Origin of the sequence: Burkholderia sp. GbtcB21, from assembly GCF_019091065.1 — a bacterium.
GTDB classification, from domain to species: domain Bacteria; phylum Pseudomonadota; class Gammaproteobacteria; order Burkholderiales; family Burkholderiaceae; genus Burkholderia; species Burkholderia pyrrocinia_C.
On the sequence record NZ_JAGXKA010000011.1, the window covers coordinates 127,585 to 151,216 of the forward strand.

The following is a 23,632-nucleotide window of genomic DNA, read 5'->3' on the forward strand; positions in this document are numbered from 1 at the left end:
CCTCCCGTTCGTCAGGTTGCCGGATCAGAACATGTGCTTGACGCCGACCATCGCGCCGAGTTGCCCCATACCCGCGCCGGGCGTCGTGCCGGGGCCGCCGCCGCTGACCGCGTAGCGCGCATGCGCGCTGTTCCACAGATACGAGCTTTGCGCGTAGACCGACGTGCGCTTCGTCAGCAGGTAGGTCGCGCGCAGCGTTGCCATCGTCGCGCGCGTGTCGTGCGCGCTGTTGACGATCCGATAGCCTTCGCCGTCGACGATGAAGTCCGGCTTGACCGCATACGACGCCCCGACGAAGAACAGATCCGAATGCGCGCCGGGCGCAGCCGGCGAACCGGTCGACACACGCCGCCCGATCCAGCCCGCGCCGATTCGTGCGCCCGCCGCCTGCGCATACGCGCTCACGTGCACGCGCGCGTCCTTGCCCGCGCTGCTCGTGAAGGCGACCGGCGCGACGCCGTCGAAGAAGTTCGCGGCCGCGCCGGTGCCGCCGCGCTGCTCCTCGTACGACGCCGCCGCGCCGAAATACGCGCTGTCGTACTTGAGCATCGCCGACCAGTTGCGGCATTCGACCGCGTGGCCCGGCACCTGCCCCGCGCACGTGCCCTGCCCCGGCGAGTTGCCGGTGCCGGCGCTGTCGCGCCCGAACGAATAGGCGGCGCCGAACGTCACGCCGCGATACGTGCCGAGGTAAGTCACCGCGTTGTCGGCGCGGCCGTTCGGCACGTACGCGTCGAACGAACCGAGCCCGTAGATGTCGGGGCCGATGATGTCCGCGCCCTGCAACGCGAGGTAGGTCATCGTGTACTGGCGGCCGAACGCGAGCGTGCCGAAGCCGCCCTTCAGCCCGACGAATGCCTGCCGGCCGAACAGCCGACCGCCCTGGCCGAGATCGCCGCCGCGCACGTTGAAGCCGCTTTCGAGCACGAACACGGCCTGGTAGCCGCCGCCGAGATCCTCGCTGCCGCGCAGGCCCCAGCGCGACGGCATCTCGCCGGTCACGCCCGGCATCCGTACCACGTGGTCGCCGGCCGCGTTCGCGTGCGATACGTATTCGACGCCGGTGTCGATGATCCCGTACAGCGTCACGCTCGATTGCGCGTGCGCGCTCGTCGCGGCCAGCGCGCATGCGCCGGCTGCCAGCAAGGCTTTGGTGTGCTTCATGGTTGGTGTCTCCAGACCTGCGTCGATATCGCGCTCTGCCGGCGCTCGTGGGTGAAAGTAAGCAAACTCAGTCGTGTGCCTGCGGCCGCCGGATCAGCACCAGCGCCGCGACGGCGGCGACCAGCGTGACGGGGATGCTCGCGCCGATCACGACCGACGCGCTGCGGCCCATCGCGAGCAGCTGGGCAGCCGCGAGCGGGCCGACCACGGAGCCGAGCCGGCCCACCGCGACCGCGGAGCCGACGCCGGTGCCGCGCATCGCGGTCGGGTAGTACATCGCGGCCAGCGCATACAGCACCGACTGGCCGCCGACGACGAACATCCCGGCCGCGAACGCCGCGGCGGACAGCCATACGATCCCGGGCGCGATCGCGAGCGCGGCAAGCGACAGCACGATCCCCGCATACATGCCGCCGACGACCCGCGACGGCCGCATCCGGTCCATCGACATGCCGATGCCGAGCACGCCGAGGCCGCTGCCGATGTTGAAGAAGATCTGCACGATCCCGGCCTGGCTGCGCGCGAGCCCCTTGGCCGCCATCAGCGACGGCAGCCAGTTCAGCAGGAAATACAGCACGATCAGCGTGCAGAAATAGCTGAGCCAGAGCGCGAGCGTGGTGCCCGTGCGTGCGCCGCCGAACAGCGTGTGCGCGACGCTCGGGCGCGCGGCGCCCGATGCGCTGACGTCGAGGAACGCACGCGATTCCGGCAACAGCGCGAGCAGCAGCGGGGCGAGCAGCAGCGGCCCGACGCCGCCGACGTAGAAGATGTGCCGCCATTCGGTGTCGCCGGCCAGCAGCACGCCGATCAACGACGCGATCACGCCGCCGAACGGAATGCCGCAGTACATCACGGCAACCGCGCTGCTGCGCGAGCGCGCGTCGGCCGCTTCGGACGACAGCGCGATCAGGTTCGGCATCGCGCCGCCGAGGCCGAGGCCGGTCAGCGCGCGCACGACGACCAGCATCGCGAAGCTCGACACGTGCGCGGTCGCGATCGACAGCAGCCCGAACAGGCAGACCGATGCGATCAGCACGTGCTTGCGGCCGATCCGGTCGGCGAGCCACCCGCCGAGCATCGCGCCCGGCAGCAGGCCGAACGTGCCTGCGCTGAACGCGAGCCCCATCTGCGAAACCGTGAGCCCGAACTCGTGAGCCATGCGCGGCGCGGCGACGCCGACCGACTGCAGGTCGAGCCCCTCGAGCAGCGCGATCGCGAAACACAGACCGAGCGTCGTCGCGACGGCCGGCCTCTCGGCAACGGAAGTGTCCATGTCGTCTCCAAACCTTGTACTGCGCGTCATGCCGAAACGCATGCGCGGTGTCTTTGTCGTGATCGGACCATGCATCAGACATTATCAGGTAGCCTGATTCATTGTCCGAAATAAAATCCGCGCGACCAGCCGGTCGTGCGGACCGTCATCCCATCGAAGGACGGAATGATTTAATAACAGGTAACCTGATATTTCAAGTGTGTGATGCGCCGGTGTTAACCCGCAACGCGCGCGGAAGCCGGCCAGGCAAGGCCGTGCGGAACGACGAAAGAAACGAAAGCGCGGCTCAGTCGCGCAGGTTGCGCACGAACAGCTCGAGCGTGCGCTGGACCTGCGCGGCGTCGGCGGCGGTCAGGTCGTCGCCGAGCATCCGGCGCTCGAGCGGCCGCAGCACCCGTTCGCATTCGCGCAGGATCGCCGAGCCCTCGTCGGTCAGGCGCAGCAGGATCACGCGGCCATGATTCGGATCGGCCTCGCGCGTGACGAAGCCGCGGGCCGCCATCGCGACCATCACCTCGTTCGCGGATTGCGGCGTGATGAACGAGCGCACCGCGAGCTGCGCATTGGACAGCGCGCCGCGCGCCTCGAGTACCGACAGCGCCGTGTATTGCGCGAGCGTCACGCCGAGCGGTGCGAGCGCATCGCTCATCTGGCGGCGCAGCAGCCGATCGAGATTGCCGATCAGGTAGGTCAGCCGCTGCTGGGCACGCATGGGCGGTTTGGCCTCGGTGGCACGGGCAGCGCGTTTCGCGCCGGCCGGTTTGACGGGTGTCGAACTCATGAAGGTGTCGGGAGGAAGATCGCGGGCCATCTTACCTCACGCGGCCCGCATGGCGGGCACGCTCGCATCGCCCGCATCGCGGCGATCGGCGCACTGTACGCAACACAGACCCGATTCGGCGGTTTCGATCGTGGTTTACCCGCTGATCGACCAGGAGCGCGCCGCCGCGCTGCCGTGCCGACCGCGTGCCGCACCGCCGCCACATGGCGGTGCGGCACGACGCTCGACCTCAGCGCGCCGCGCCTGCAACGATCACGCCCGCATCGGCCGCGTCGTGCGCATACATCGCTTCGATCAGCGCCGCGCGCTGCGTCAGCACCGCACGCTGGTTGATCGAACCCTTGTCGGTGATTTCGCCGAGATCGAGCGACGGCGGCGTGTCGAGCAGGCACAGCCGCGTGATGAACGTCGCGCTGCCGGTCGCGTCGCGGTTCAAGCGCTGCAGCAGGTCCGCAAAAAACGCGCGCACGGCCGGCGCCTGCAGCACGGCGCGCACGTCGGCGTCCGGCCCCGCGCCGGCGAGGCGGCGGCAATCGTCGATGCGCGGAAAGATCATCGCGCCGACGTCGTCGCGGTTCATTCCGGTCACGACCGCGTCCTGCACATACGGCGCGCCGTTCGACACGATCCGCGCGCGCATCGGCCCGACGCTCACGAAGGTCCCCGTCGACAGCTTGAAATCCTCGGCAATGCGGCCGTCGAACATCAGCCCGATCTCCGGACGCTGCGGGTCGACGAAGCGCACCGCATCGCCGCTGCGGTAATAACCTTCGTCGTCGAACACCTCGCGCGCGTCGTCGCTGCCTGCGCGCCAGTAGCCGGCCATCACGTTCGGCCCGCGAAAGCGCGCCTCGAGCTTGCCGTCGACCGGCACCAGCTTCGCGTCGCAGCCGGGCGCGGGCAGGCCGATGTAGCCGGCGCCCGACATCGGCCCGGTGGTGAACATGCACGACGGCGCGGCCTCGGTCATCCCGAGGCCGGCCATGATCCGGATCCGCTCGCCGCAGTGCGCGAGCGTCACGCGCTCGAGCCGGTCCCACGCGGCCTGCGACAGCCCCGCGCCCGCGAAGAAATACATCTTCACGCGCGAGAAGAAGGTCGCGCGCAGCGCCGCGTCCGTTTCGAGCGCGACAGTCAGCTCCTCCCAGCCCTTCGGCACGTTGAAGTACACCGTCGGCGCGATCTCGCGCAGGTTGCGCAGCGTCTCGTCGAACTTGCCGGCGACCGGCTTGCCGTCGTCGATATACAGCGTGCCGCCGTTGTACAGCGCAATCCCCACGTTGTGGCTGCCGCCGAACGTGTGGTTCCACGGCAGCCAGTCGACCAGCACCGGCGGCTCGATGCCGAATTGCGGAAACGTTTCGAGCAGCATCTGCTGGTTGCTGCACAGCATCCGGTGCGTGGTCGGCACCGCCTTCGGCAGCCGCGTCGAACCGGACGTGAAGAGAAACTTGGCGATCGTATCGCCGGTGATCGCATCGTGCGCGGCGTCGACGCTGCCCGGCACGGTGTCGAGCAGCGACGCGAGGCGCGTGACGCCTCGCATCCCGTCCGCCGCCGACACGACCACGCGCTCGACGTCGGGCGGCACCGTCGCATCGAGCGCGGCGCGGAATGCATCGCCGTCCGCGGCAAACACCAGCCCCGGCGTCAGCAGCGCCAGCGCATGGCGGAGCTTGCCGTAGTCGCTCGACACGAGCGAATACGCGGGCGACAGCGGCGCATACGGAACGCCGGCCCACAGCGCGCCGAACGCGACCTGCAGGTGTTCGAGATCGTTGCCGGACAGGATCGCGACCGGCCGCTCGGCCGACAGCCCGCGATCGAGCAGCGCCTGGCCGATCGCGCGTGCGCGTTCGAGCATCTGCGCATAGCTGATGCCGATCCACGCGCCGTCGGGGCCGCGCCGCGCGACGAGCCAGCGGTCCGGGTGCGCCTGCGCGCCGCTGACGAGCCGGTCGGTCAGCCGGCGCGGATACGCGCCGAGCGCGGTCGATGCACGCAGGGTCCAGCAGCCGTCGCGTTGCGCGATGTCGGGCGGTGCCGCGCCGATCGCGACGGGGCGGTAGCCGGCGGGGGCGGGCTGCGCGGCGGCGATGCCGTGCAGTTGGGTCGGATCCGCATCCAAGGTCTGTCTCCAGTCGGTTCCGCCGGCGCGCTCGCGGCGCGCGGCGGGAACTTCATTGTGTCGTTGTCGTTGCCGCTGCGCGGCGGCCCGCTCAGATCGGGTAGTGGCGCGGCGCGGTCTGCACGGTGATCCAGCGCAGGTCGGTGAATTCGGCGATCGACGCCTTGCTGCCGAACCGGCCGTAGCCGCTCGCCTTCACGCCGCCGAACGGCATCTGCGCCTCGTCGTGCACGGTCGGGCCGTTGATGTGGCAGATGCCCGACTCGATCCGTTTCGCGACCTGCATCGCGCGTGCGATGTCGCGGCTGAACACCGCGGCCGACAGCCCGTATTCGCTGTCGTTCGCGGCCGCCAGCGCCGCTTCGTCGCCGTCGACGCGCTGCACGGTCACGACCGGCCCGAACGATTCGTCCGCATAGAGCTTCATGTCGCGCGTGACGCCGTCGACGATCGTCGGCTGCATCACCGCGCCGTCGACTTCGCAGCCGAGCGGCAACGCCGCGCCGTGCGTGCGCGCGTCGGCGACCAGCGCCGCGATGCGCTGCGCGGCCGCCGCGCTTTCCAGCGTGCCGAGCACGACGCCCGGTGCGGCCGGATTGCCCGCCTTCAGCGTACGCGCCTTCGCGACGAGCCGCTCGACGAACGCATCGGCGACGTTCCGGTCGACGATCACGCGCTCGGTCGACATGCAGATCTGGCCCTGGTTGAAGAACGCGCCGAACGCGACCGCATCGACCGCCGCATCGAGATCCGCGTCGTCGAGCACGAGCACCGGCGCCTTGCCGCCGAGTTCGAGCAGCGCCGGCTTCAGGTGCTGCGCGGCGAGCGTCGCGACGATCCGGCCGACGCGCGTCGACCCGGTGAAGTTGACGCGCCGCACCGCCGGGTTCGCGATCAATCGTTCGACGATCGCCGGTGCGTCCTGCGGCGCATGCGTGATCACGTTGACGACGCCGTCGCCGAGCCCCGCGTCATGCAGCACGCTGCCGATCAGCCGGTGCACGCCCGGGCAGCCTTCGGATGCCTTCAGCACGACCGTGTTGCCGCACGCGAGCGGCATCGCGAGCGCGCGCGTCGCGAGGATCACCGGCGCGTTCCACGGCGCGATGCCGAGCACGACGCCGCACGGCTGGCGCACGGCCATCGCGAGATTGCCCGGCACGTCGGACGGGATCACCGCGCCGTCGATCTGCGTCGTCATCGCGGCGGCCTCGCGCAGCATGTTCGCCGCGAGCATCACGTTGAAGCCGTACCAGTTCGCCATGGCGCCGGTTTCGGCACGGCCGATCTCGATGAATTCGCCGGCGCGCGCGTCCATCCGGTCGGCCGCCGCGAGCAGCCGCCGGCGGCGCTCGGTCGGCGCGAGCGCCGCCCACGCGGGGAACGCGCGCGCGGCCGCCGCGACCGCGGCATCCGCATCGTCGAGCGTCGCCGCGGCGGCGCGCGACGCCACCTGTCCCGTCGCCGGATCGATCCGGTCGAACGTGCCGCCATCCGACGCGCCGCGCGACACGCCGTCGATCAACAAACTCACTTCGTGCATTTCGCTGTCTCCGCTCAGTCCGGTTGCATGCAGCGTCGCGCGTCAGCGCTTGTACGCCTGCAGGCCCGGCTTGATGCTCTTGTCGTCAAGGAACTGCTTGAGGCCCTGCTCGCGGCCGCCTTCCGGATCGCGATAGTTCGCCTGGTCGAGCTTCGCGTACAGGTAGTCCTCGTTCTGCTCCCACGTCAGTTCGCGGCAGCGCTTGAAGCCGTGCTTCGCATTGCGGATCACGACCGGATTCTTGTCCAGCAGCTTCGCGGCGAGCGCAAGCACTTCGTCGCGCAGTTGCGCACGCGGCACGCTCTTGTTGACGAGCCCCATCTTCGCGGCCTGCGGCCCGGTGAAGGTATCGCCGGTCATGATGTAGTACAGCGCCTCGCGATGCCCGACCGTATCCGCCATCGCCTTGCTGACGAGGTTGCCCGGCGGGATGCCCCAGTTGATCTCCGACAGGCCGAACACGGCTTCGTCGGCCGCGATCGCGAGATCGCACGCGACGAGCGGCGAGAAGCCGCCGCCGAAGCACCAGCCGTTGACCATCGCGATCGTCGGCTTCGAATACATGCGCAGCAGTTGCCACTGCCAGCGGCTCGCGTCGCGGCGGATCTTTTCCTGCAGGATCTCGGGGCCCGCGTCCACTTCGCGGAAATACTCCTTCAGGTCCATCCCCGCCGTCCATGCGTCGCCCTCGCCGGTCAGCACGAGCACCTGCGCTTCGGCGTCGAGCTCGACCGTTTCCAGCACGTCGATCATTTCCGTGTTCAGCGTCGGGCTCATCGCGTTGCGCTTGTCCGGACGGTTCAGCGTGACCCACGCGATCCCGCCCTCGACCGCGACCTTCACCGTTTTCCAGCGACCTTCGTAACTCATCTTCGTTCTCCAATGACAGTGCCGCCCTACGCGACTCCACGCCAATTTACTATCAGGTAGCCTGATATGTAAAGTAGAATGGAAGCGGCTCGGGACAAACCCCTAAACGGGCACTAACGCGCGGTTTCGCGCCGCGCGGCGCCTGCGCTTCACGACATGAGGAGACACGCTTGGACATCCGCAACCTGATCGCCATCGACACGCACGTGCATGCCGAAGTGTCGTGCTGCCAGCCGCCCGACCTGTTCGCGAAGGCATTCGACGACGCGGCCGACAAGTACTTCGGCACGGTGCTGAAGCAGGGCCGCCGGCCGACGATTCCGGAGACGATCGCGTATTACCGCGAGCGCCGCATCGGCTTCGTGATGTTCACCGTCGACTGCGAGACGAACATCGGCCGGCGCCGCATTCCGAACGAGGAGATCGCGCAATTCGCGCAGGACAACGCCGACGTCATGATCGCGTTCGCGAGCATCGACCCGCACAAGGGCCGCTTCGGCGCGCGCGAGGCGCGCCGCCTGATCGAAGAACACGGCGTGAAGGGCTTCAAGTTCCACCCGACGATGCAGGGGTGCTTTCCGAACGACCGGCTCGCGTATCCGATCTACGAGGTGATCGCCGAACACGGGCTGCCGGCCGTGTTCCACAGCGGTCATTCGGGGATGGGATCGGGCATGCGCGGCGGCGGCGGGCTGCGTCTGAAGTACTCCGAACCGATCCATCTCGACGACGTCGCGGCCGATTTTCCGGACATGAAGATCGTGATCGCGCACCCGTCGTGGCCGTGGCAGGAGCAGGCGCTGTCGATCGCGCTGCACAAGCCGAACGTCTACATCGATCTGTCGGGATGGTCGCCGAAATATTTCTCGCCGGAGCTGATCAAGTACGCGAACACGCTGCTCAGGCACAAGGTGCTGTTCGCATCGGATTTTCCGCTGATACGGCCGGATAGATGGCTGGAGGATTTCAACGGCGCCGGGTTTCGGCCCGACGTGCACCCGCTGATCCTGAAGGACAACGCGGTGGCGTTGCTGGGGCTGGAGCTCGACGCGCCGCGCGAGTGACGCGCCGAATGGTGAATGCGCCGATCGAGGCGCGGCGGCCGGCGCGGTCATGCGCCGACGGCGCGTCCGCCGGCCGCGCCGTCGTGGCGCTCAGCTTGCGCGCTTCGGCATGAACCGCGCGGTCGGCAGCCCCGCATGCCGCGTCTGCGCGACGAACACGCCGCCCGCATGCGCGTCGCTTGCCAGCGCGTCGTCGCTCAACCCGACGCGCGCGCTCGTCACGTACAGGCGGCCTTCGCCGTCGAGCGCCGCGCAGCTCGGCTGCGCGGTCGGCACGTCGACGCGCTCCGTCTCGACGCCATCCGGCCCGTAGCGCACCACCCGCCTGCCGCCCCACTGCGCGTTCCACAGGCCGCCGTCGCGATCGATCGTCGAGCCGTCCGGGTCGCCGTCCGCATCGGTCAGGCGCGCGAACGGCCGCACGTTCGCGACGTCGCCACCCGCGCGGTAATCGCAGACGAAAATCTCGCGCACCAGCGAATCGCAGAAATACATCTTCGAACCGTCCGGCGAGAACGCGATGCTGTTCGCGATCGCCGCCGGCGGCAGCGCGAGCCGTTCGAGCGTGAGGTCCGGATTGAGCCGGTAGAAGCCACCAACCGCGCGCGGCGGCTCGCCGCCTTCGTCCTTCATCCCGAACACGAACGCGCCGAACGGATCGCAGCGCCCGTCGTTCAGCCGGGTCGGCAGGTCGGATTCGACGTCGACGATCCGCGTGAACGCGCCGCTGCGCAGGTCGAAGAACGCGAGATGCGTCGCGAGCCCGACGAGCAGCACGTCCGGATCGTCGGTCAGCGCGAAACACGCGAGCCGCTCGGGCATCGGCCAGTGCGCGAGGTCGGAACCGTCCGCGCGGCATCGCCACAACCGCGCGCCTTCGATGTCCGTCCAGTACAGCGCGTGTGTCGCATCGCACCACGTCGCGCCTTCGCCGAGCGTGTTGCGGCTGTCGGCCAGCAGCGTCGCCGACGCGGCCGGATGAGTCTGTTGCATGCCGTCTCCCGATATCTGTCGCATATATCCATCGCTTTCGCGGGCGACGCGCTGCCGGTCAGATCTTCATCGCGCGCCGCTGGTTGCGACGATACTGGTCGAACAGCACCGCTAGCAACAGAATTCCGCCGCGTATCAGATATTGGTAAAACGTCGGCACGTTCAGCAGGCTCATCGCATCCTGCACGGAGCCCATGATCAGCACGCCGACCAGCACGCCGGAAATCGTCGCGACGCCGCCCGTCAGCGACACGCCGCCGAGCACGCACGCGGAAATCACGCCGAGTTCGAGGCCGACCGACGTCTTCGGATCGCCGAGGCTCATCCGCGACGCGAGCATCACGCCGGCAAAGCCCGTCACGAGCCCCTGCAGCACGAACACGGTGATCTTGATGCGCATCACCGGCAGCCCCGCGAGCAGCGCGGCCTCGCCGTTGCCGCCGACGGCCAGCACGTTCTTGCCGAACACTGTCTTGCGCAGCAGGAAGCCGAACACGACGAAGCCGATGATGTTGCTCCAGATCGGATACGAGATGCCGAGGAACGAGCCGGACCCGAGTTCGAAGAAACGTTCCTCGGAGATCATCACCGCGTCGCCGCTCGACGTGATGAACGCGAGCCCGCGCACGACTTCCATCATCGCGAGCGTGACGATCAGCGAGTTGATCCGGTAGCGCGCGATCAGCACGCCGTTCACGAGCCCGACCGCGCCGCCGGCGAGCACGCCGGCCACGATGCCGAACAGCACGCTGTGCGTCGCGGTGATCAGCGTCGACGCGACGACGCCCGAGAACGCGACGATCGACGCGACCGACAGGTCGACCTCGCCGAGCGCGAGCACGAACATCATCGTCACCGCGATCGAGCCGATCAGCGTGACCGACAGCAGCAGGCCCTGGATGTTGCGCGGCGTGAGGAAGTCCGGCACCGTCAGCGACAACGTCGCGAACAGCACGAGAAACACCATCACGATGCCGGAGCGGTTGATCAGTTGCCACACGCCGCCGTGCGCCCTCATGGGCGCGGCAGCGGCATCGGGGGACGGGGAAGTACGTTGGGGTTGCATTGCCTGGCTCATGTCTCTTTCATTCCGGTTGAACAGCACGCCGCTAGCGCGGCAGCGCGAGCTTGATCAGCGCATCGGGCGTCGCCTGCGCCTTCTCCACTTCGCCCGCGATCCGTCCTTCCTTCATCACGATGATCCGGTCCGACACGCCGATCACTTCGGCCAGATCGCTCGACACGAGGATCACCGTGCGGCCCGCTTCCGCGAGTTCGTAGAACAGGTTGTAGATTTCCGCGCGCGCGCCGACGTCGATGCCGCGCGTCGGCTCGTCCATCAGGAATACGTCGATGCGCTCGGCCAGCCAGCGCGCCAGCACGACCTTCTGCTGGTTGCCGCCGGACAGCGCGCCGATCGGCGTGTCGCCGTCGCGGGTCTTGATCGCGAGCCGCTCGATGTAGCGTTGCGCGAGCTCGCGCTCGCGCCGCGCGTCGAGCAGCATGCGCGCCGGGCTGAAATGCCGGCGCGCGCTGATGTTCAGGTTGTCGGCCACCGACGCGATCGCGACGATGCCTTCCTGCTTGCGGTCTTCCGGGCACAGCGCGATGCCGGCGCGCACCGCGTCGCGCGGGCTGGCAAACGCGACGCGCCGCCCGCCCAGCTCGACGTGCCCGGCACTCGGGCGCACCGCACCGTACAGCAGCTTCATCAGCTCCGAACGGCCCGCACCGACGAGCCCGAAGAAGCCGACGATCTCGCCGCGCCGCGCGGTGAACGACACGGGCTCCGACAGCCCGGGCCCCGCCAGCCCCTTCGCCTCGATCAGCACGTCGCCGGCCGCGCGCGGCCGGTAGCCGTACACGTCCTCGATCGAACGGCCGACCATGCAGCCGATCAGCCGGTCGCGGTCCAGATCGGCGACCGAATCGAACGTGTCGATCCGGCGGCCGTCGCGAAACACGGTCACGCGGTCGCACAGTTCGTAGACTTCCTCCATCCGGTGCGTGACGTAGATGATCGCGCGGCCTTCCGCGCGCAGCGCGCGGATGATCCGGAACAGCTGCGTGGTCTCGCGCGCGGACAGCGAGCTCGTCGGTTCGTCGAACGCGATCACGCGTGCGTCGCGCATCAGCGCCTTGCCGATCTCGATCATCTGGCGCTGGCCGATCGACAGATACTTCACCGGGATGCCCGGATCGATATGCTCGCCGAGCCGCTCCAGCGCATCGAGCGCACGCGCGGCGAGCGCGCGCTCGTCGACCACGCCGAGCCGGCTCGGCAACTGCCCGAGCATCAGGTTCTCGGCGACCGTCAGCTCGGGCACCAGATGCAGCTCCTGGTAGATGATCGCGATGCCGGCCTCGAGCGCGGCGCGCGTCGACGCGAAACGCTGCACCGTGCCGTTCAGCGTCAGCGTGCCGGCCTGCGGCTGGTTCACGCCGGACAGCACTTTCAGCAGCGTCGATTTCCCCGCGCCGTTCTCGCCCATCAGCCCGTGCACTTCGCCCGCGCGCACCGACAGCGACACGGCGTCGAGCGCGCGCACGCCCGGAAACGTCACCGTGATGCCGTCGAGCGCGAGCAGCGGGCCGGCGGCCGCGCCGGCTTCAGCGTCGTCGCTGCGGGACACGGCCGTCATCGTCTGCGTCGTCATTGCGTTTTCGCCCCGCGTGCTCAGATACCGAGCTCGGCGCGCACGGCCTGCCAGTTCGCGCGCGTCATCAGCTTGCCGCTCGTCTGCGTATCGGCCGCCGGCGTCTTGCCGTTGCGGATCCAGTCGACGAGGTTCTGCGTGCTGTCCTTGCCATGGTTCGTCGAGCTGACCGCGATCGTCCCGTAGAAGCCGGTCGGCTCCTTCTTCTGGAACTCGGCGAACGCTTCGCCCGCGCCGTTGATGCCGACGCCGATCACGTCGGCCGCCGGGATGTGCAGCTGTTCGGTCGCGCGCACCGCGCCGAGCACGGTTTCCTCGTTCAGCGCGTAGACCACCCATTTCTTCACGTTCGGATGCCGCGCGAGCACCGGCGCGGCCGCGCTGAAGCCGCCTTCGTCGTCGGTCGTCTTCTGCGGCGCGTCGAAGATGTTCTCCTTGCGGAAGCCGTTCGCGAGCAGCGCCTGCGTCGCGCCGTCGGTGCGCAGCTTCGCGGTCGGCAACTCGTAGTTGGTGATCCGCAGCGCGCCGACTTCCTCGGGCTTCCAGCCGCGCCGCTTCATCTCGTCGGAGATCGCCTGGCCGACCTGGTTGCCGATCTTGATCGCCGACATCCCGAGGTGCGGCACGTTCGCGAGCGGCTTGCCGCTCGAATCGACGAGCTGGTCGTCGACCGTCACGAACTTCATGTTGTAGCGCTTCGCGCGCGACGCAATCGCCGGGCCGAGGCGCACGTCGGGTGCGCAGATCACGAAGCCCTGCGCGCCCTGCGAACCGAGGTTGTCGATCGCGGCCAGCACCTTCTCGCCGTCGGGCGTGCCGATCTTCACGACCGAGAAATTCTCCTTCTGGCCGAGCGCGGATGCCGCGTTCTGCTCGTTGATGAACCATGCCTGCTCGGGCATCTTCACCAGGAAGCCGATCTTCAGCGGCGCGTCGGCGCGCGCGGCGCCCTGCATGCCGAGCGGCGCGATGCAAAGCGCGGCCAGCAGCGCGCGCAGGGTGTGTCGGCGAATCGTGTGAGTCGTGCGGGTCATGTGGTGTCTCCTGGTATCGATTTGGGTCTTCATCATTTGTCGTGCGCGGTCGCGGCGAAGCGCGCCGGCACGTTCAGCGGCCGAACGCGTCGGTCTGGACGCGCCGGCCGAACAGAAACGCGTCGGCGACGAGCCGCAGCGGCCGCACGTCGACGTCGCTTTCGCCACGCGCGATCAGCGCGCGGAACTGCGCGTAGAGCGCAGGATACTCGCGCTCGGGGCCGATCTCGACCGGCTCGCCGTTAATCGACAATTGCGCGCCGCCGCGACTGATCGCGAGCACGCCGTCGGCCGTATCGACCGCGATCTCCCATTGCTCGACCGGGCCGTGCCGCCAGTCGAATTCCGCGCGCACGGGCACGCCGTCGGTATCCGCGCAATCGAGTTCGGCCGCGATCGGCGTCTGCACGTCGCTCGGCACGAACAGCGTCGCCTCGCGCAGCACGAGCTCGCGCGGCAGGATCCGCGTGACGATCGACAGCGCGTTGATGCCCGGATCGAACACGCCGAGGCCGCCGGGCTCCCAGATCCACTGCTGCCCCGGATGCCAGCGCCGCACGTCCTCCTTCCAGCGCACCTGCACCGCGCGGATCGTGCGCGTTGCGAGCCACGCGCGTGCGGGCTCCACCGCGCTCGCGCAGCGCGAATGCCAGGTCGCGAACAGCGTGAGGCCGCGCTCGCGCGCGAGCGCCTCCAGCACGGCCACTTCGCCGAGCGTCGCACCCGGCGGCTTCTCGAGCATCACGTGCTTGCCGGCTTCGAGCGCCGCGCGCGCCTGCGCGTAGCGCACCTGCGGCGGCGCGCACAGCGACACCGCGTCGAGTTCGCGCTCGGCGGCCAGCAGCGCGCGGAGATCCTGATAGTTGCGTACACCGGCGACTTCCGCGTGGCGGCTCGCGCACGCAGTCAGCGCGAAACCCGGTTCGGCGGCGATCGCCGGAAGATGCTGGTCGCGCGCGATCTTGCCGATCCCGACGACGCCCAGCGAAACCTGCTTGCTCATCGTGCGTTCCTCCTTCGCGAATCGCTCAGTGCGCCCAGCGCAGCACGAGCGGATCGAGCCGGCGCGCGATCGCGAGCAGTTCCGCGCGCGTGTCCGGATGCAGTTCCGGCATCGGATGCCGCGGCCGCTCGCACGCGATCACGCCGCCTTCGCGCATCAGCGCCTTCGCGGTGAGGATCCCGGACTGGCGGTTCTCGTGATTGATCAGCGGCAGCCACGCCTGGTAGCGCGCGTACGCGTCGTCGTGGCGCCCTTCGCGCCATGCCTCGAGGATCGGCCGGATGCCGTCCGGAAACCCGCCGCCCGTCATCGCGCCGGTCGCACCCGCATGGAGATCGGCGAGCAGCGTGATCGCCTCCTCGCCGTCCCACGGCCCCTCGATCGCATCGCCGCCGAGCCGGATCAGCTCGCGCAGCTTGTTCGCCGCACCGGGCGTCTCGATCTTGAAGTACGCGACCTGCTCGATCTCCCGCGCCATCCGCGCGAGGAACGGCGCCGACAGCGCGGTGCCGCTCGCGGGCGCGTCCTGGATCATGATCGGGATCTCGATCGCGTCGGACACGCGCGCATAGAAATCGAAGATCTGCGCTTCGGGCACGCGGAACGTCGCGCCGTGATACGGCGGCATCGCCATCACCATCGCCGCGCCGAGCTGCTGCGCGCGCAGGCTGCGCGCCGCGCACACCTGCGTGCTGTAGTGCGACGTCGTGACGATCACCGGCACGCGGCCCGCCACGTGTTCGAGGATCGTGCGCGTGAGCACGTCGCGCTCGTCGTCGGTGATCGCGAATTGCTCGGAGAAGTTCGCGAGGATGCACAGCCCGTCCGAGCCCGCGTCGATCATGAAATCGACCGCGCGCTTCTGGCTCGCGAGGTCGAGCTCGCCGGTGTCGGAAAACGTCGTCGGGACGACGGGGAAGATGCCGCGATAACGCGGCGTGCTGCTCGATGTCATGGTTCGGTCCTGCATCGGTCGAAGCGGCGTTCAGCCGGAAAACAAAGCGTTCAGGATTCGCGGGCGAGCGCGCCCGCGGCCGGCTGCGGCGCGCGCAGCGTCGCGCGGACCACGAACGTGATCAGCACCGCGAACAGCAGCGTCGCCGCGAGGAAATACAGGCCGGCCGCGAGGCTGCCGGTCGCCTGCTTGATCAGGCCGATGCCGTACGGCCCGACGTAACCGCCGAGATTCGCGAGCGAATTGATCGCGGCGATACCCACCGCCGCGCTCGTCCCGCTCAGGAATTCGCCGGGCAGCGCCCATACGACGGCCTGGATCGAGTAAAGCGAGAAAGCCGTGAGGCAGATGAACAGGAACTGCAGTGCAGGCTGCCGCACCCATGCGCTCGCTGCCATCGTCAGCGCCGCGGCGGCCGACACGACGACGATGTGCCAGTAGCGTTCACGCGTGCGATCCGAATGACGCGGCACGACCAGCAGCCCGACCACCGCGAACAGGTACGGCACGGCGGACAGCAGGCCGGTGGCCGCGTCGCCCGCGCCGAACGCGTGAATGATCGTCGGCAGCCACAGCGACAGCCCGTAGATGCACAGCGGGAACGGCAGGAACAGCGCCGCGAGCAGCAGCACGCGCCGGTCGGCCAGCGTGGCGAGCGGATTGCGGTGCGCGTCGGGGCGGTACGTGTCGCGATCGGCGGCGAGCTGGCGCGCGATCCAGCGCCGCTCGTCATCGTTCAGCCAGCGCGCGCGGTCCGGCGCTTCGGGCAGCAGCCGCAGCGTCGGCCACACGAGCAGCACGGCCGGCAGGCCGCTGACGACGAACAGCGTCTGCCAGTTCGACAGCCCGAACAGCCCGTGCGTCGACAGCAGCCAACCCGCGAGCGGCCCCGTCACGATGCCGGCAATCGGCTGCGCGAGCACGAGCAGCCCGATCACGCGTGCGCGGCCGCGCATCGGAAACCACTGCGTGAGGAAATACAGGATGCCCGGATACAGGCCGGCTTCGGCCGCGCCGAGCAGGAAGCGCAACGCATAGAAGCTGGCCGGCCCCTGCACGAGCGCCATCGCCATCGTGATCACGCCCCACGTCGCGAGAATGCGCGCGAACCACACGCGTGCGCCGAAGCGGCCGAGCGCGAGATTGCTCGGCACCTCGCACAGGAAATAGCCGATGAAGAACAGGCCCGCGCCGAGCCCGTACGCCGCGTCGCTCAGGCCGACGGCCGCGTTCATGTACAGCTTCGCGAAGCCGACGACCGTGCGGTCGACATAGGCCACCACGTAGATCAACGCGAGAAACGGCACCAGCCTGCGCGTGAGCGTGCGCATCAACTGCCGTTCGTCGACGGCGGCCGACGGGCCGGATTGAGCCGCGGCCGGTGTCGCGGACGGGTGCTGCGTCGTCGTCATCGTGTCTCCATGGGTGGGCTGCGCCGGCGTCGTCGCCGGTCTGCCCTGCTTCACCTGTGCTTCGCTTCTCGCTCGCCGCTCAATGCGAATGGCTCGGCACGTCCGCGCCGCGCGTGCCGACCAGGAAGTCGAGGTCGCACCCCTCGTCGGCCTGCAGCACGTGATCGATATACAGCCGCGCGTAGCCGCCCTTGCCGAGCTGGCCGGCCACGCCCGGCGCCGCGGTCGGATCGACGTCCGACAGGCGGCGCTGCAGTTCGTCATCCGTGATGTCGAGATGCAGCGTGCCGGCCTCGCAGTCGAGCTCGATCCAGTCGCCGTTGCGCACCGCCGCGAGCGGCCCGCCGGCGGCAGCCTCCGGCGCGACGTGCAGCACGACCGTGCCGTACGCGGTGCCGCTCATCCGCGCGTCGGAAATCCGCACCATGTCCTTCACGCCCTGGCGCAGCAGCTTCGGCGGCAGCCCCATGTTGCCGACCTCGGCCATGCCCGGATAACCGCGCGGCCCGCAGTTCTTCAGCACGAGCACGGAGCTCGCGTCGACGTCGAGCGCTTCGTCGTTGATCGTGGCCTTGTAGTGTTCGAGGTTCTCGAACACGACCGCACGGCCGCGATGCTTGAGCAGCTCGGGGCTCGCCGCCGACGGCTTCAGCACCGCGCCGCGCGGCGCGAGATTGCCGCGCAGGATGCGGATGCTGCCGTCCGCGATCAGCGGCCGGTCGAGCGGGCGGATCACTTCGTCGTCGTAGTTCGGCGCTTCGCGCACGTTGTCCCACAGCGACTTGCCGTTCACCGTCAATGCGTCGGGGTTCGGCAGCAGCCCGCCTTCGCCGAGCCGGCGCAGCACCGCCGGCAGCCCGCCCGCGTAATAGAACTCCTCCATCAGGAAGCGGCCCGACGGCATCAGGTCGACGATCGTCGGCGTGTCGCGGCCGATGCGCATCCAGTCCTCGAGTTCGAGCGGCACACCGATGCGGCCCGCGATCGCCTTCAGGTGAATCACCGCATTGGTCGAGCCGCCGATCGCCGCGTTCGCGCGGATCGCGTTCTCGAACGCGGCGCGCGTCAGCACCTTCGACAGCACGAGCCCTTCGAGCGCCATCTCGACGATGCGGATGCCCGACATGTGCGCGAGCACGTAGCGGCGCGAATCGACGGCCGGAATCGCCGCGTTGTGCGGCAGCGTGACGCCGAGCGCCTCGGCCATGCACGCCATCGTCGACGCGGTGCCCATCGTGTTGCAGGTGCCGGCCGAGCGCGACATGCCGGCTTCGGCCGACAGGAAGTGATGCAGGTCGATCTCGCCGGCCTTCAGCGCCTCGTGCAGCTGCCACACGGCCGTGCCCGAACCGATGTTCTTGCCTTCCAGCTTGCCGTTCAGCATCGGCCCGCCCGACACGACGATCGCCGGCACGTCGCAGCTCGCCGCGCCCATCAGCAGCGCGGGCGTCGTCTTGTCGCAGCCGGCGAGCAGCACGACCGCGTCGATCGGGTTGCCGCGAATCGCCTCCTCGACGTCCATCGACGCGAGGTTGCGCGTGAGCATCGCGGACGGCCGCAGGTTCGATTCGCCGTTCGAGAACACCGGGAACTCGACCGGGAAACCGCCCGCCTCGGAGATTCCGCGCTTCACGTGCTCGGCGAGCTTGCGGAAGTGCGCGTTGCACGGCGTCAGTTCGGACCACGTGTTGCAGATGCCGATGACCGGCCGGCCGTCGAACTCGTGATCGGGGATGCCCTGGTTCTTCATCCAGCTCCGGTACATGAAGCCGTTCTTGTCATTCGTGCCGAACCATTGGGTGGAGCGCAGCCTGGGTTTTGTTGCCGACATCGTCAGTCCTGTGGTGACGGGATACCGGCGCAGTCTAGGCAGAATTTTGATAACTCGCTAATGACGTTTTGAGCGATTACGATATCGATTCCGATATCGATATAAACCCGTACGATGACTGACGCCAGCCCGTGGGGCAACCGCAGCCGCCTGAAGACCCGCCAGCTCCTGCTGGTCGTCGCGCTCGCCGACGAAGGCAGCATTCATCGCGCGGCGGCCGCGCTGAACATGACGCAGCCGGCCGCGTCGAAGCTGCTGCGCGAACTCGAGGAATCGATCGGCGCGGTGCTGTTCGAGCGCCTGCCGCGCGGGATGCGGCCGACGCTGTACGGCGACGCGCTGATCCGCCACGCGCGCGCGGCGCTCGGCAGCCTCGACCAGGCGCGCGAGGAACTGGCCGCGCTGAAGGCCGGCCATCTCGGGCATGTGGCGGTGGGCGCGATCACGTCGCCCGGCCTGCGGCTGGTGCCGCCGGCCGTCGCCGCCGTGAAGGGCACGCATGCGGGCCTGCACGTGTCGGTCGAGATCGACACCAGCAACGTGCTGCTCGAACATCTCGCGCAGGACAAGATCGACATCGTGCTCGGCCGGCTCTCCGCCGAACACGACAAGCTGCGGCTGCGCTACGAGCCGCTGATCGGCGAAACGGTGGCGGCGGTCGTGCGGCCCGGCCATCCGCTGCTCGCGCAGGCGCCGCTGTCGCTCGCGGACGTGCAGCGCGCCGCGTGGGTCGTGCCGCCGGCCGGCAGCGTGCTGCGCCATCGCTTCGAACTCGTGTTCCAGCGTGCGAGCCTCGCGCCGCCGGCGAACCTGGTCGAGACGTCTGCGCTGCTGTTCATCACGCAGCTGCTCGAACAGAGCGACATGATCGCGGTGCTGGCCGAGGACGTCGCGCGCTACTACGCGCGACACGGGATCGTCACGGTGCTGCCGCTGGAGATGGATTGCCGGATGGACGATTTCGGGATCATCACGCGCACCGACCGGCTGCATTCGCCGGCCGTCACGGTGATGGCCGATGCGATCCGGGCGGCTGCGCGGGAGGTTTACGGCGTCTCGCTGTGACGCGGTGGCGAGGGGTGTTGCCCGCTCGCGTCGGTTTCTTCTTCGTGCACGACGCGGGGCGCCATGCCTGCATTGCCGGGGTAGTAGAAAAGCTTCATCGTGCTTTCCATCGCCAACGCGTCACGCCGCTGCGAACTCGATCACCGGTTCGCAGCGGATCGGGAAGTTGACCGAGTTCGCGATATAGCACTTTTCGTGCGCATCGTGATGCAGACGTTCCGCCCGCTCGCGATCGTCGCCGGCCTGGATGGTCACGTGCGGGCGCAGCACGATTTCGGTGAAGCGCCCCTGCTCGGGACTGTCGAGCATCGTCCCTTCCGCGTTGTCGACATACGCGAGCACGCGGATACCGGCCTCGGCGCACAGATGCAGATACCAGAGCTTGTGGCACGCCGATGCCGACGCCAGCAGCAGGTCTTCCGGGTTCCAGCGCGACGCGTCGCCACGGAAGGCCGCATCCGACGAACCGGGAATGTCCGGTTTCGAACCGGCGCGGATCACATGATCGCGGCCGTACTCGCGATACCCCGACGTGCCGGTGCCGCGGTTGCCTGTCCACTGCACCGCGACGCGATACTTGTGTTCGCCAGATGCCATCTCGCTCTCCATTGATGTCGGTTGCTTCCACCGGGCCCGATTTCATTTTATGAAGCCCGCCAATGGCCGCCATTTTGGCACCGGAATTCCGTTTGGTATACCATTATTCCAAAATGAAGTGAGGAACACCCTGGCATGAAAGCCAAACTCGACTCCACGGCGGACGCAGTCGCCGCATCGCTGCGGGACATGATCATCAACGGCGAACTGGAAGCCGGCGAGCGGCTCGTCGAACGCGAACTGGCCGACCGCTTCGGCATCAGCCGGATTCCGATGCGCGAAGCGATCCAGCGTCTGGAACGCGAAGGATTGCTGGATATCTTCAGGAATCGCGGTGCCGTCGTGCGCATGCTGAGCGCGTCGGACGTGCAGGAAATCTACGATCTGCGCGCGCTGCTCGAAGGCGATGCGATTTACCGGAGCGTGAAGCGGCTCGACGACGAAACGCTCGCGCGCGCCGAACTCGTCCATCGCCTGCTCGGCGATGCGACCGTGCCGCGCCGGCAAGGAGAACTGAACCGCGAATTCCACGCGTTGCTGTATTCGTGCTGCGGCAACGCGCGGCAGTTGAAGACGATCGGCGAACTGCGCAGCCAGGTCGAACGCTACGAGCGCCTGCAGGCCACGCTGCTCGCGGATACGCCGTCATTCCAGGTCGAGCACGACGACATCCTGCAGGCGTGCCGCGAGCGCAATGCGCGCGCCGCCCGTTCGATGACGGTCGCGCATCTCGAATCGGCCAGAAGCATCGTGATGCGGCTCGTCGAAGGCGGTTGAGGCCTGCGCTGCGTTTGCGGTTTTTCACACCGCACGCGGCTGCGCGCCGGGCCGCGTCGATTGCGTCGGCAAACTCGAAGCACTCAGTACAACCACGCGCGATATTTACCGCGTCGTGCGCCCACTCGGCACGCGGCCTGTCGTACCGCGCACCACCAGCCGCGGCAGCGACGCGGTCCGCACGCGCGACGCATCGTCGCTGCGGCCGCCCGCCTCGCGCAGCGCGTTGAGCAGTTCGACCGCGAGGCCGGCGGCTTCGGCGGTCGGAATCGCGACGGTCGTCAGCGTGGGCCGCGTGTCGCTTGCCAGATGGATGTCGGTAATGCCGACGATCGACAGGTCGTCGGGCACGCGCCTGCCGCGATCGGCCGCCGCATGCATTGCGCCGATCGCCGGCAGGTCGTTGGTGGCGACCAGCGCGGTCAGCCGCGGATGCGCGTCGAGCAGCCGGCCCGCCGCGCGCACGCCGCCTTCGATCGAATCGTGCTCGGCCGCGACGATCGACGCGTCGAGCCCCGCTTCGCGCATCACGTCGACGAAGCCATCGTAACGCGCCGCCTGCACGCCGCTCGCTGCTCCGCCGACGATCACGCCGATGCGCTCGTGCCCGAGTTCGAGCAGATGCCGCGTCGCAATCCGCCCCGCTTCGCGGAAATCGATGGCCACGCACGGCAATCCGTCGGGCGGCGCGTCGGGCCGCTCCCACAGGCACAGCACGACCGGCACACCGCGGCGCGCGACGTCGAGCAGATCCGGCAGATGCAGGTTCGCGTTGGTCACGAGAATGCCTTCGGAGATCGTGCCGGCGATCTGGTCGAGGTACGCGCGCCCCTGCAACGGATCTTCGTTCGTATTGCAGACGATCAGGAACTGTCCGTTGCGGCGCACCGCGCGCTCGACCGCCAGCGCGAACTCCGGATAGAACGGGTTCGCGATGCTCGACACCATCAGCGCGACCGTCGGCGCGCGCCCTTCCGCCAGCGCCCGCGCGGCGAGATGCGGCCGATACCCGAGCGCCCGCACGGCTTCCAGCACCCGCGCACGCGTGGCCTCGCCCACCCGTCCGCGGTCGCGCAGCACGTTCGATACCGTCGCGGCCGTCACGCCGGCGCGGCGTGCAACTTCATCCAGTGTCGCCATCGTTTGCTCACTATATGAGACGTCGATCCAGTATTTGCTTCGCTCACCGAAGCGGCGCACTATCGCCGCACACCTTGCCGCCCGACCATCGGGCGCGACTCGGCCGCGATCGCATCGCCTCTTTTTTTGATCGCGATGATTAAGCGCTTAACCATGTGTGACGGCGCATTAGAACATGGAGCGGAGACAATGGCGAGCATCTCGATGCGGCGCGTGCAGAAAGCCTATGGCGATCACGCGCCGGTCATTCGCGACGTCGATCTGGAGATCGGCGCGCACGAGTTCTGCGTGTTCCTCGGGCCGTCCGGATGCGGCAAGTCGACGCTGCTGCGCATGATTGCCGGGCTCGAGGACCTGAGCGCGGGCGAGCTGTCGATCGACGGCCGCCGCGTCGACGACGTGCCGGCCGCCGAGCGCGGCGTCGCGATGGTGTTCCAGAGCTACGCGCTGTTTCCGCACATGACGGTCTACGAGAACATGGCGTTCGGGCTGAAGCTCGCGCGCGTGCCGAAAGCCGAGATCGACCGGAAGGTGCGCGATGCCGCGCGCATCCTGCAGCTCGACACGCTGCTCGAGCGCAAGCCGAAAGCGCTGTCGGGCGGCCAGCGGCAGCGCGTCGCGATCGGCCGCGCGATCGTGCGCGAGCCCGGCGTGTTCCTGTTCGACGAACCGCTGTCGAATCTCGACGCGGCGCTGCGCGGCCAGACCCGCATCGAGATCGCGCGGCTGCACCGGCAGTTCGAACGCGCGAGCGTCGTCTACGTGACGCACGACCAGACCGAAGCGATGACGCTCGCCGACAAGATCGTGCTGCTGCACGCCGGCGCGGATACCGCGCAGCACGGCAGCATCGCGCAGGTCGGCGCACCGCTCGACCTCTATCACCATCCGGCCAGCCGATTCGTCGCCGGCTTCATCGGCTCGCCGCGCATGAACTTCCTGCCGGCCGTCGTCACCGCATCCGATGCCCGCCGCACGACCGTCACCGTCGCGCTTTCCGGCGAAACCTTCACGCTGCCGCGCGACGGCTCCGCGCTCCACGCCGGCGCAACCGTGACGCTCGGCATTCGCCCCGAGCACCTGACGCTCGGCGCCGCACGCGACGCGACGACGCTCGTGCGCGACGTCGCGCTCGTCGAACGCCTGGGCGAACAAACCTACGTGCATCTCGACCAGCCCGGCGGCACGCCGCTGATCGCGAAGTTGCCCGGCGACGCGCAGGTACACAGCGGCGAACGCGTGCACGTGCATGCGCCGGCCGCGGCCTGCCATCTCTTCACCGACGACGGCCGCGCGGTGCCCGCGTGTGCCGACGTCAACGTCCATCACTACGCTTAAGGATCGC

General features: G+C 68.7%; 20 protein-coding genes. 4 read left to right on the forward strand and 16 right to left on the reverse strand.

Translation table 11 applies throughout. The features are described from left to right. Positions 1-24: 24 nt before the first annotated feature. The 6 genes from KVT39_RS23545 to KVT39_RS23570 form a co-directional block, all read right to left on the reverse strand. A complete protein-coding gene (locus KVT39_RS23545; protein ID WP_217590320.1) occupies positions 25-1,164 on the reverse strand; it encodes a porin in 1,140 nt (379 codons plus the stop codon). Positions 1,165-1,231: 67 nt separating this feature from the next. Continuing rightward, entirely contained in the window at positions 1,232-2,437 is a 1,206-nt protein-coding gene (gene mhpT / locus KVT39_RS23550; RefSeq protein ID WP_131946675.1) for a 3-(3-hydroxy-phenyl)propionate transporter MhpT, read from the reverse strand. A gap of 286 nt (positions 2,438-2,723) precedes the next feature. Next, entirely contained in the window at positions 2,724-3,218 is a 495-nt protein-coding gene (locus KVT39_RS23555) for a MarR family winged helix-turn-helix transcriptional regulator (RefSeq protein ID WP_034181557.1), read from the reverse strand. Between the two features lie 229 nt (positions 3,219-3,447). Then, positions 3,448-5,346, reverse strand: coding sequence for a feruloyl-CoA synthase (locus KVT39_RS23560; protein WP_217590321.1), 1,899 nt, complete (start codon positions 5,344-5,346; stop codon positions 3,448-3,450). 91 nt (positions 5,347-5,437) lie between these two features. Then, the gene (locus KVT39_RS23565; protein WP_175749646.1) at positions 5,438-6,889 is read right to left on the reverse strand and encodes an aldehyde dehydrogenase; all 1,452 of its coding nucleotides are present in this window, start codon (positions 6,887-6,889) and stop codon (positions 5,438-5,440) included. Between the two features lie 42 nt (positions 6,890-6,931). Then, the gene (locus KVT39_RS23570; protein ID WP_131946678.1) at positions 6,932-7,759 is read right to left on the reverse strand and encodes a p-hydroxycinnamoyl CoA hydratase/lyase; all 828 of its coding nucleotides are present in this window, start codon (positions 7,757-7,759) and stop codon (positions 6,932-6,934) included. 170 nt (positions 7,760-7,929) lie between these two features. Between KVT39_RS23570 and KVT39_RS23575 the strand changes: the two genes are divergently transcribed. Further along, the gene (locus KVT39_RS23575) at positions 7,930-8,823 is read left to right on the forward strand and encodes an amidohydrolase family protein (protein WP_217590322.1); all 894 of its coding nucleotides are present in this window, start codon (positions 7,930-7,932) and stop codon (positions 8,821-8,823) included. 90 nt (positions 8,824-8,913) lie between these two features. Here KVT39_RS23575 and KVT39_RS23580 read toward each other — a convergent pair whose 3' ends face one another. From KVT39_RS23580 to KVT39_RS23615, 8 genes are all read right to left on the reverse strand, one after another. Continuing rightward, positions 8,914-9,816, reverse strand: coding sequence for an SMP-30/gluconolactonase/LRE family protein (locus tag KVT39_RS23580; RefSeq protein WP_175749648.1), 903 nt, complete (start codon positions 9,814-9,816; stop codon positions 8,914-8,916). A gap of 58 nt (positions 9,817-9,874) precedes the next feature. Continuing rightward, positions 9,875-10,894: an L-arabinose ABC transporter permease AraH gene (gene araH, locus KVT39_RS23585; protein ID WP_105390615.1), complete on the reverse strand. Its 1,020-nt coding sequence runs from the start codon at positions 10,892-10,894 to the stop codon at positions 9,875-9,877. A gap of 31 nt (positions 10,895-10,925) precedes the next feature. Beyond that, positions 10,926-12,473 (reverse strand): L-arabinose ABC transporter ATP-binding protein AraG, encoded by a 1,548-nt coding sequence (gene araG, locus KVT39_RS23590; RefSeq protein WP_105390616.1) that lies wholly within the window; start codon positions 12,471-12,473, stop codon positions 10,926-10,928. A 20-nt stretch (positions 12,474-12,493) separates the two neighbouring features. Beyond that, positions 12,494-13,507 carry an arabinose ABC transporter substrate-binding protein gene (locus tag KVT39_RS23595; RefSeq protein ID WP_034181549.1) on the reverse strand — a complete coding sequence of 338 codons (1,014 nt, stop codon included), beginning with the start codon at positions 13,505-13,507 and terminating at the stop codon, positions 12,494-12,496. A gap of 73 nt (positions 13,508-13,580) precedes the next feature. Then, on the reverse strand, positions 13,581-14,510 hold the full coding sequence (locus KVT39_RS23600) for a Gfo/Idh/MocA family protein (RefSeq protein WP_105390617.1): 930 nt from the start codon (positions 14,508-14,510) through the stop codon (positions 13,581-13,583). Between the two features lie 25 nt (positions 14,511-14,535). Beyond that, a complete protein-coding gene (locus KVT39_RS23605; RefSeq protein WP_152855798.1) occupies positions 14,536-15,465 on the reverse strand; it encodes a dihydrodipicolinate synthase family protein in 930 nt (309 codons plus the stop codon). A gap of 50 nt (positions 15,466-15,515) precedes the next feature. Continuing rightward, positions 15,516-16,877: an MFS transporter gene (locus KVT39_RS23610; protein ID WP_217590323.1), complete on the reverse strand. Its 1,362-nt coding sequence runs from the start codon at positions 16,875-16,877 to the stop codon at positions 15,516-15,518. A 79-nt stretch (positions 16,878-16,956) separates the two neighbouring features. Further along, positions 16,957-18,708, reverse strand: coding sequence for an IlvD/Edd family dehydratase (locus KVT39_RS23615; protein ID WP_034181546.1), 1,752 nt, complete (start codon positions 18,706-18,708; stop codon positions 16,957-16,959). A gap of 114 nt (positions 18,709-18,822) precedes the next feature. Between KVT39_RS23615 and KVT39_RS23620 the strand changes: the two genes are divergently transcribed. Next, a complete protein-coding gene (locus tag KVT39_RS23620) occupies positions 18,823-19,773 on the forward strand; it encodes a LysR substrate-binding domain-containing protein (RefSeq protein ID WP_034181545.1) in 951 nt (316 codons plus the stop codon). 120 nt (positions 19,774-19,893) lie between these two features. Here the strand turns inward: KVT39_RS23620 and KVT39_RS23625 are convergent, their stop codons facing one another. Further along, complete coding sequence (locus KVT39_RS23625; protein WP_034181544.1) at positions 19,894-20,370, reverse strand: OsmC family protein; 477 nt, start codon at positions 20,368-20,370, stop codon at positions 19,894-19,896. Positions 20,371-20,505: 135 nt separating this feature from the next. Between KVT39_RS23625 and KVT39_RS23630 the strand changes: the two genes are divergently transcribed. Next, complete coding sequence (locus tag KVT39_RS23630) at positions 20,506-21,147, forward strand: GntR family transcriptional regulator (RefSeq protein ID WP_217590324.1); 642 nt, start codon at positions 20,506-20,508, stop codon at positions 21,145-21,147. Positions 21,148-21,252: 105 nt separating this feature from the next. Here KVT39_RS23630 and KVT39_RS23635 read toward each other — a convergent pair whose 3' ends face one another. Beyond that, complete coding sequence (locus KVT39_RS23635) at positions 21,253-22,287, reverse strand: LacI family DNA-binding transcriptional regulator (protein ID WP_131946690.1); 1,035 nt, start codon at positions 22,285-22,287, stop codon at positions 21,253-21,255. Positions 22,288-22,476: 189 nt separating this feature from the next. On the opposite strand from KVT39_RS23635, the gene KVT39_RS23640 reads away from it, so the two are divergent. After that, on the forward strand, positions 22,477-23,625 hold the full coding sequence (locus KVT39_RS23640; RefSeq protein WP_217590325.1) for an ABC transporter ATP-binding protein: 1,149 nt from the start codon (positions 22,477-22,479) through the stop codon (positions 23,623-23,625). Positions 23,626-23,632: the final 7 nt, after the last annotated feature.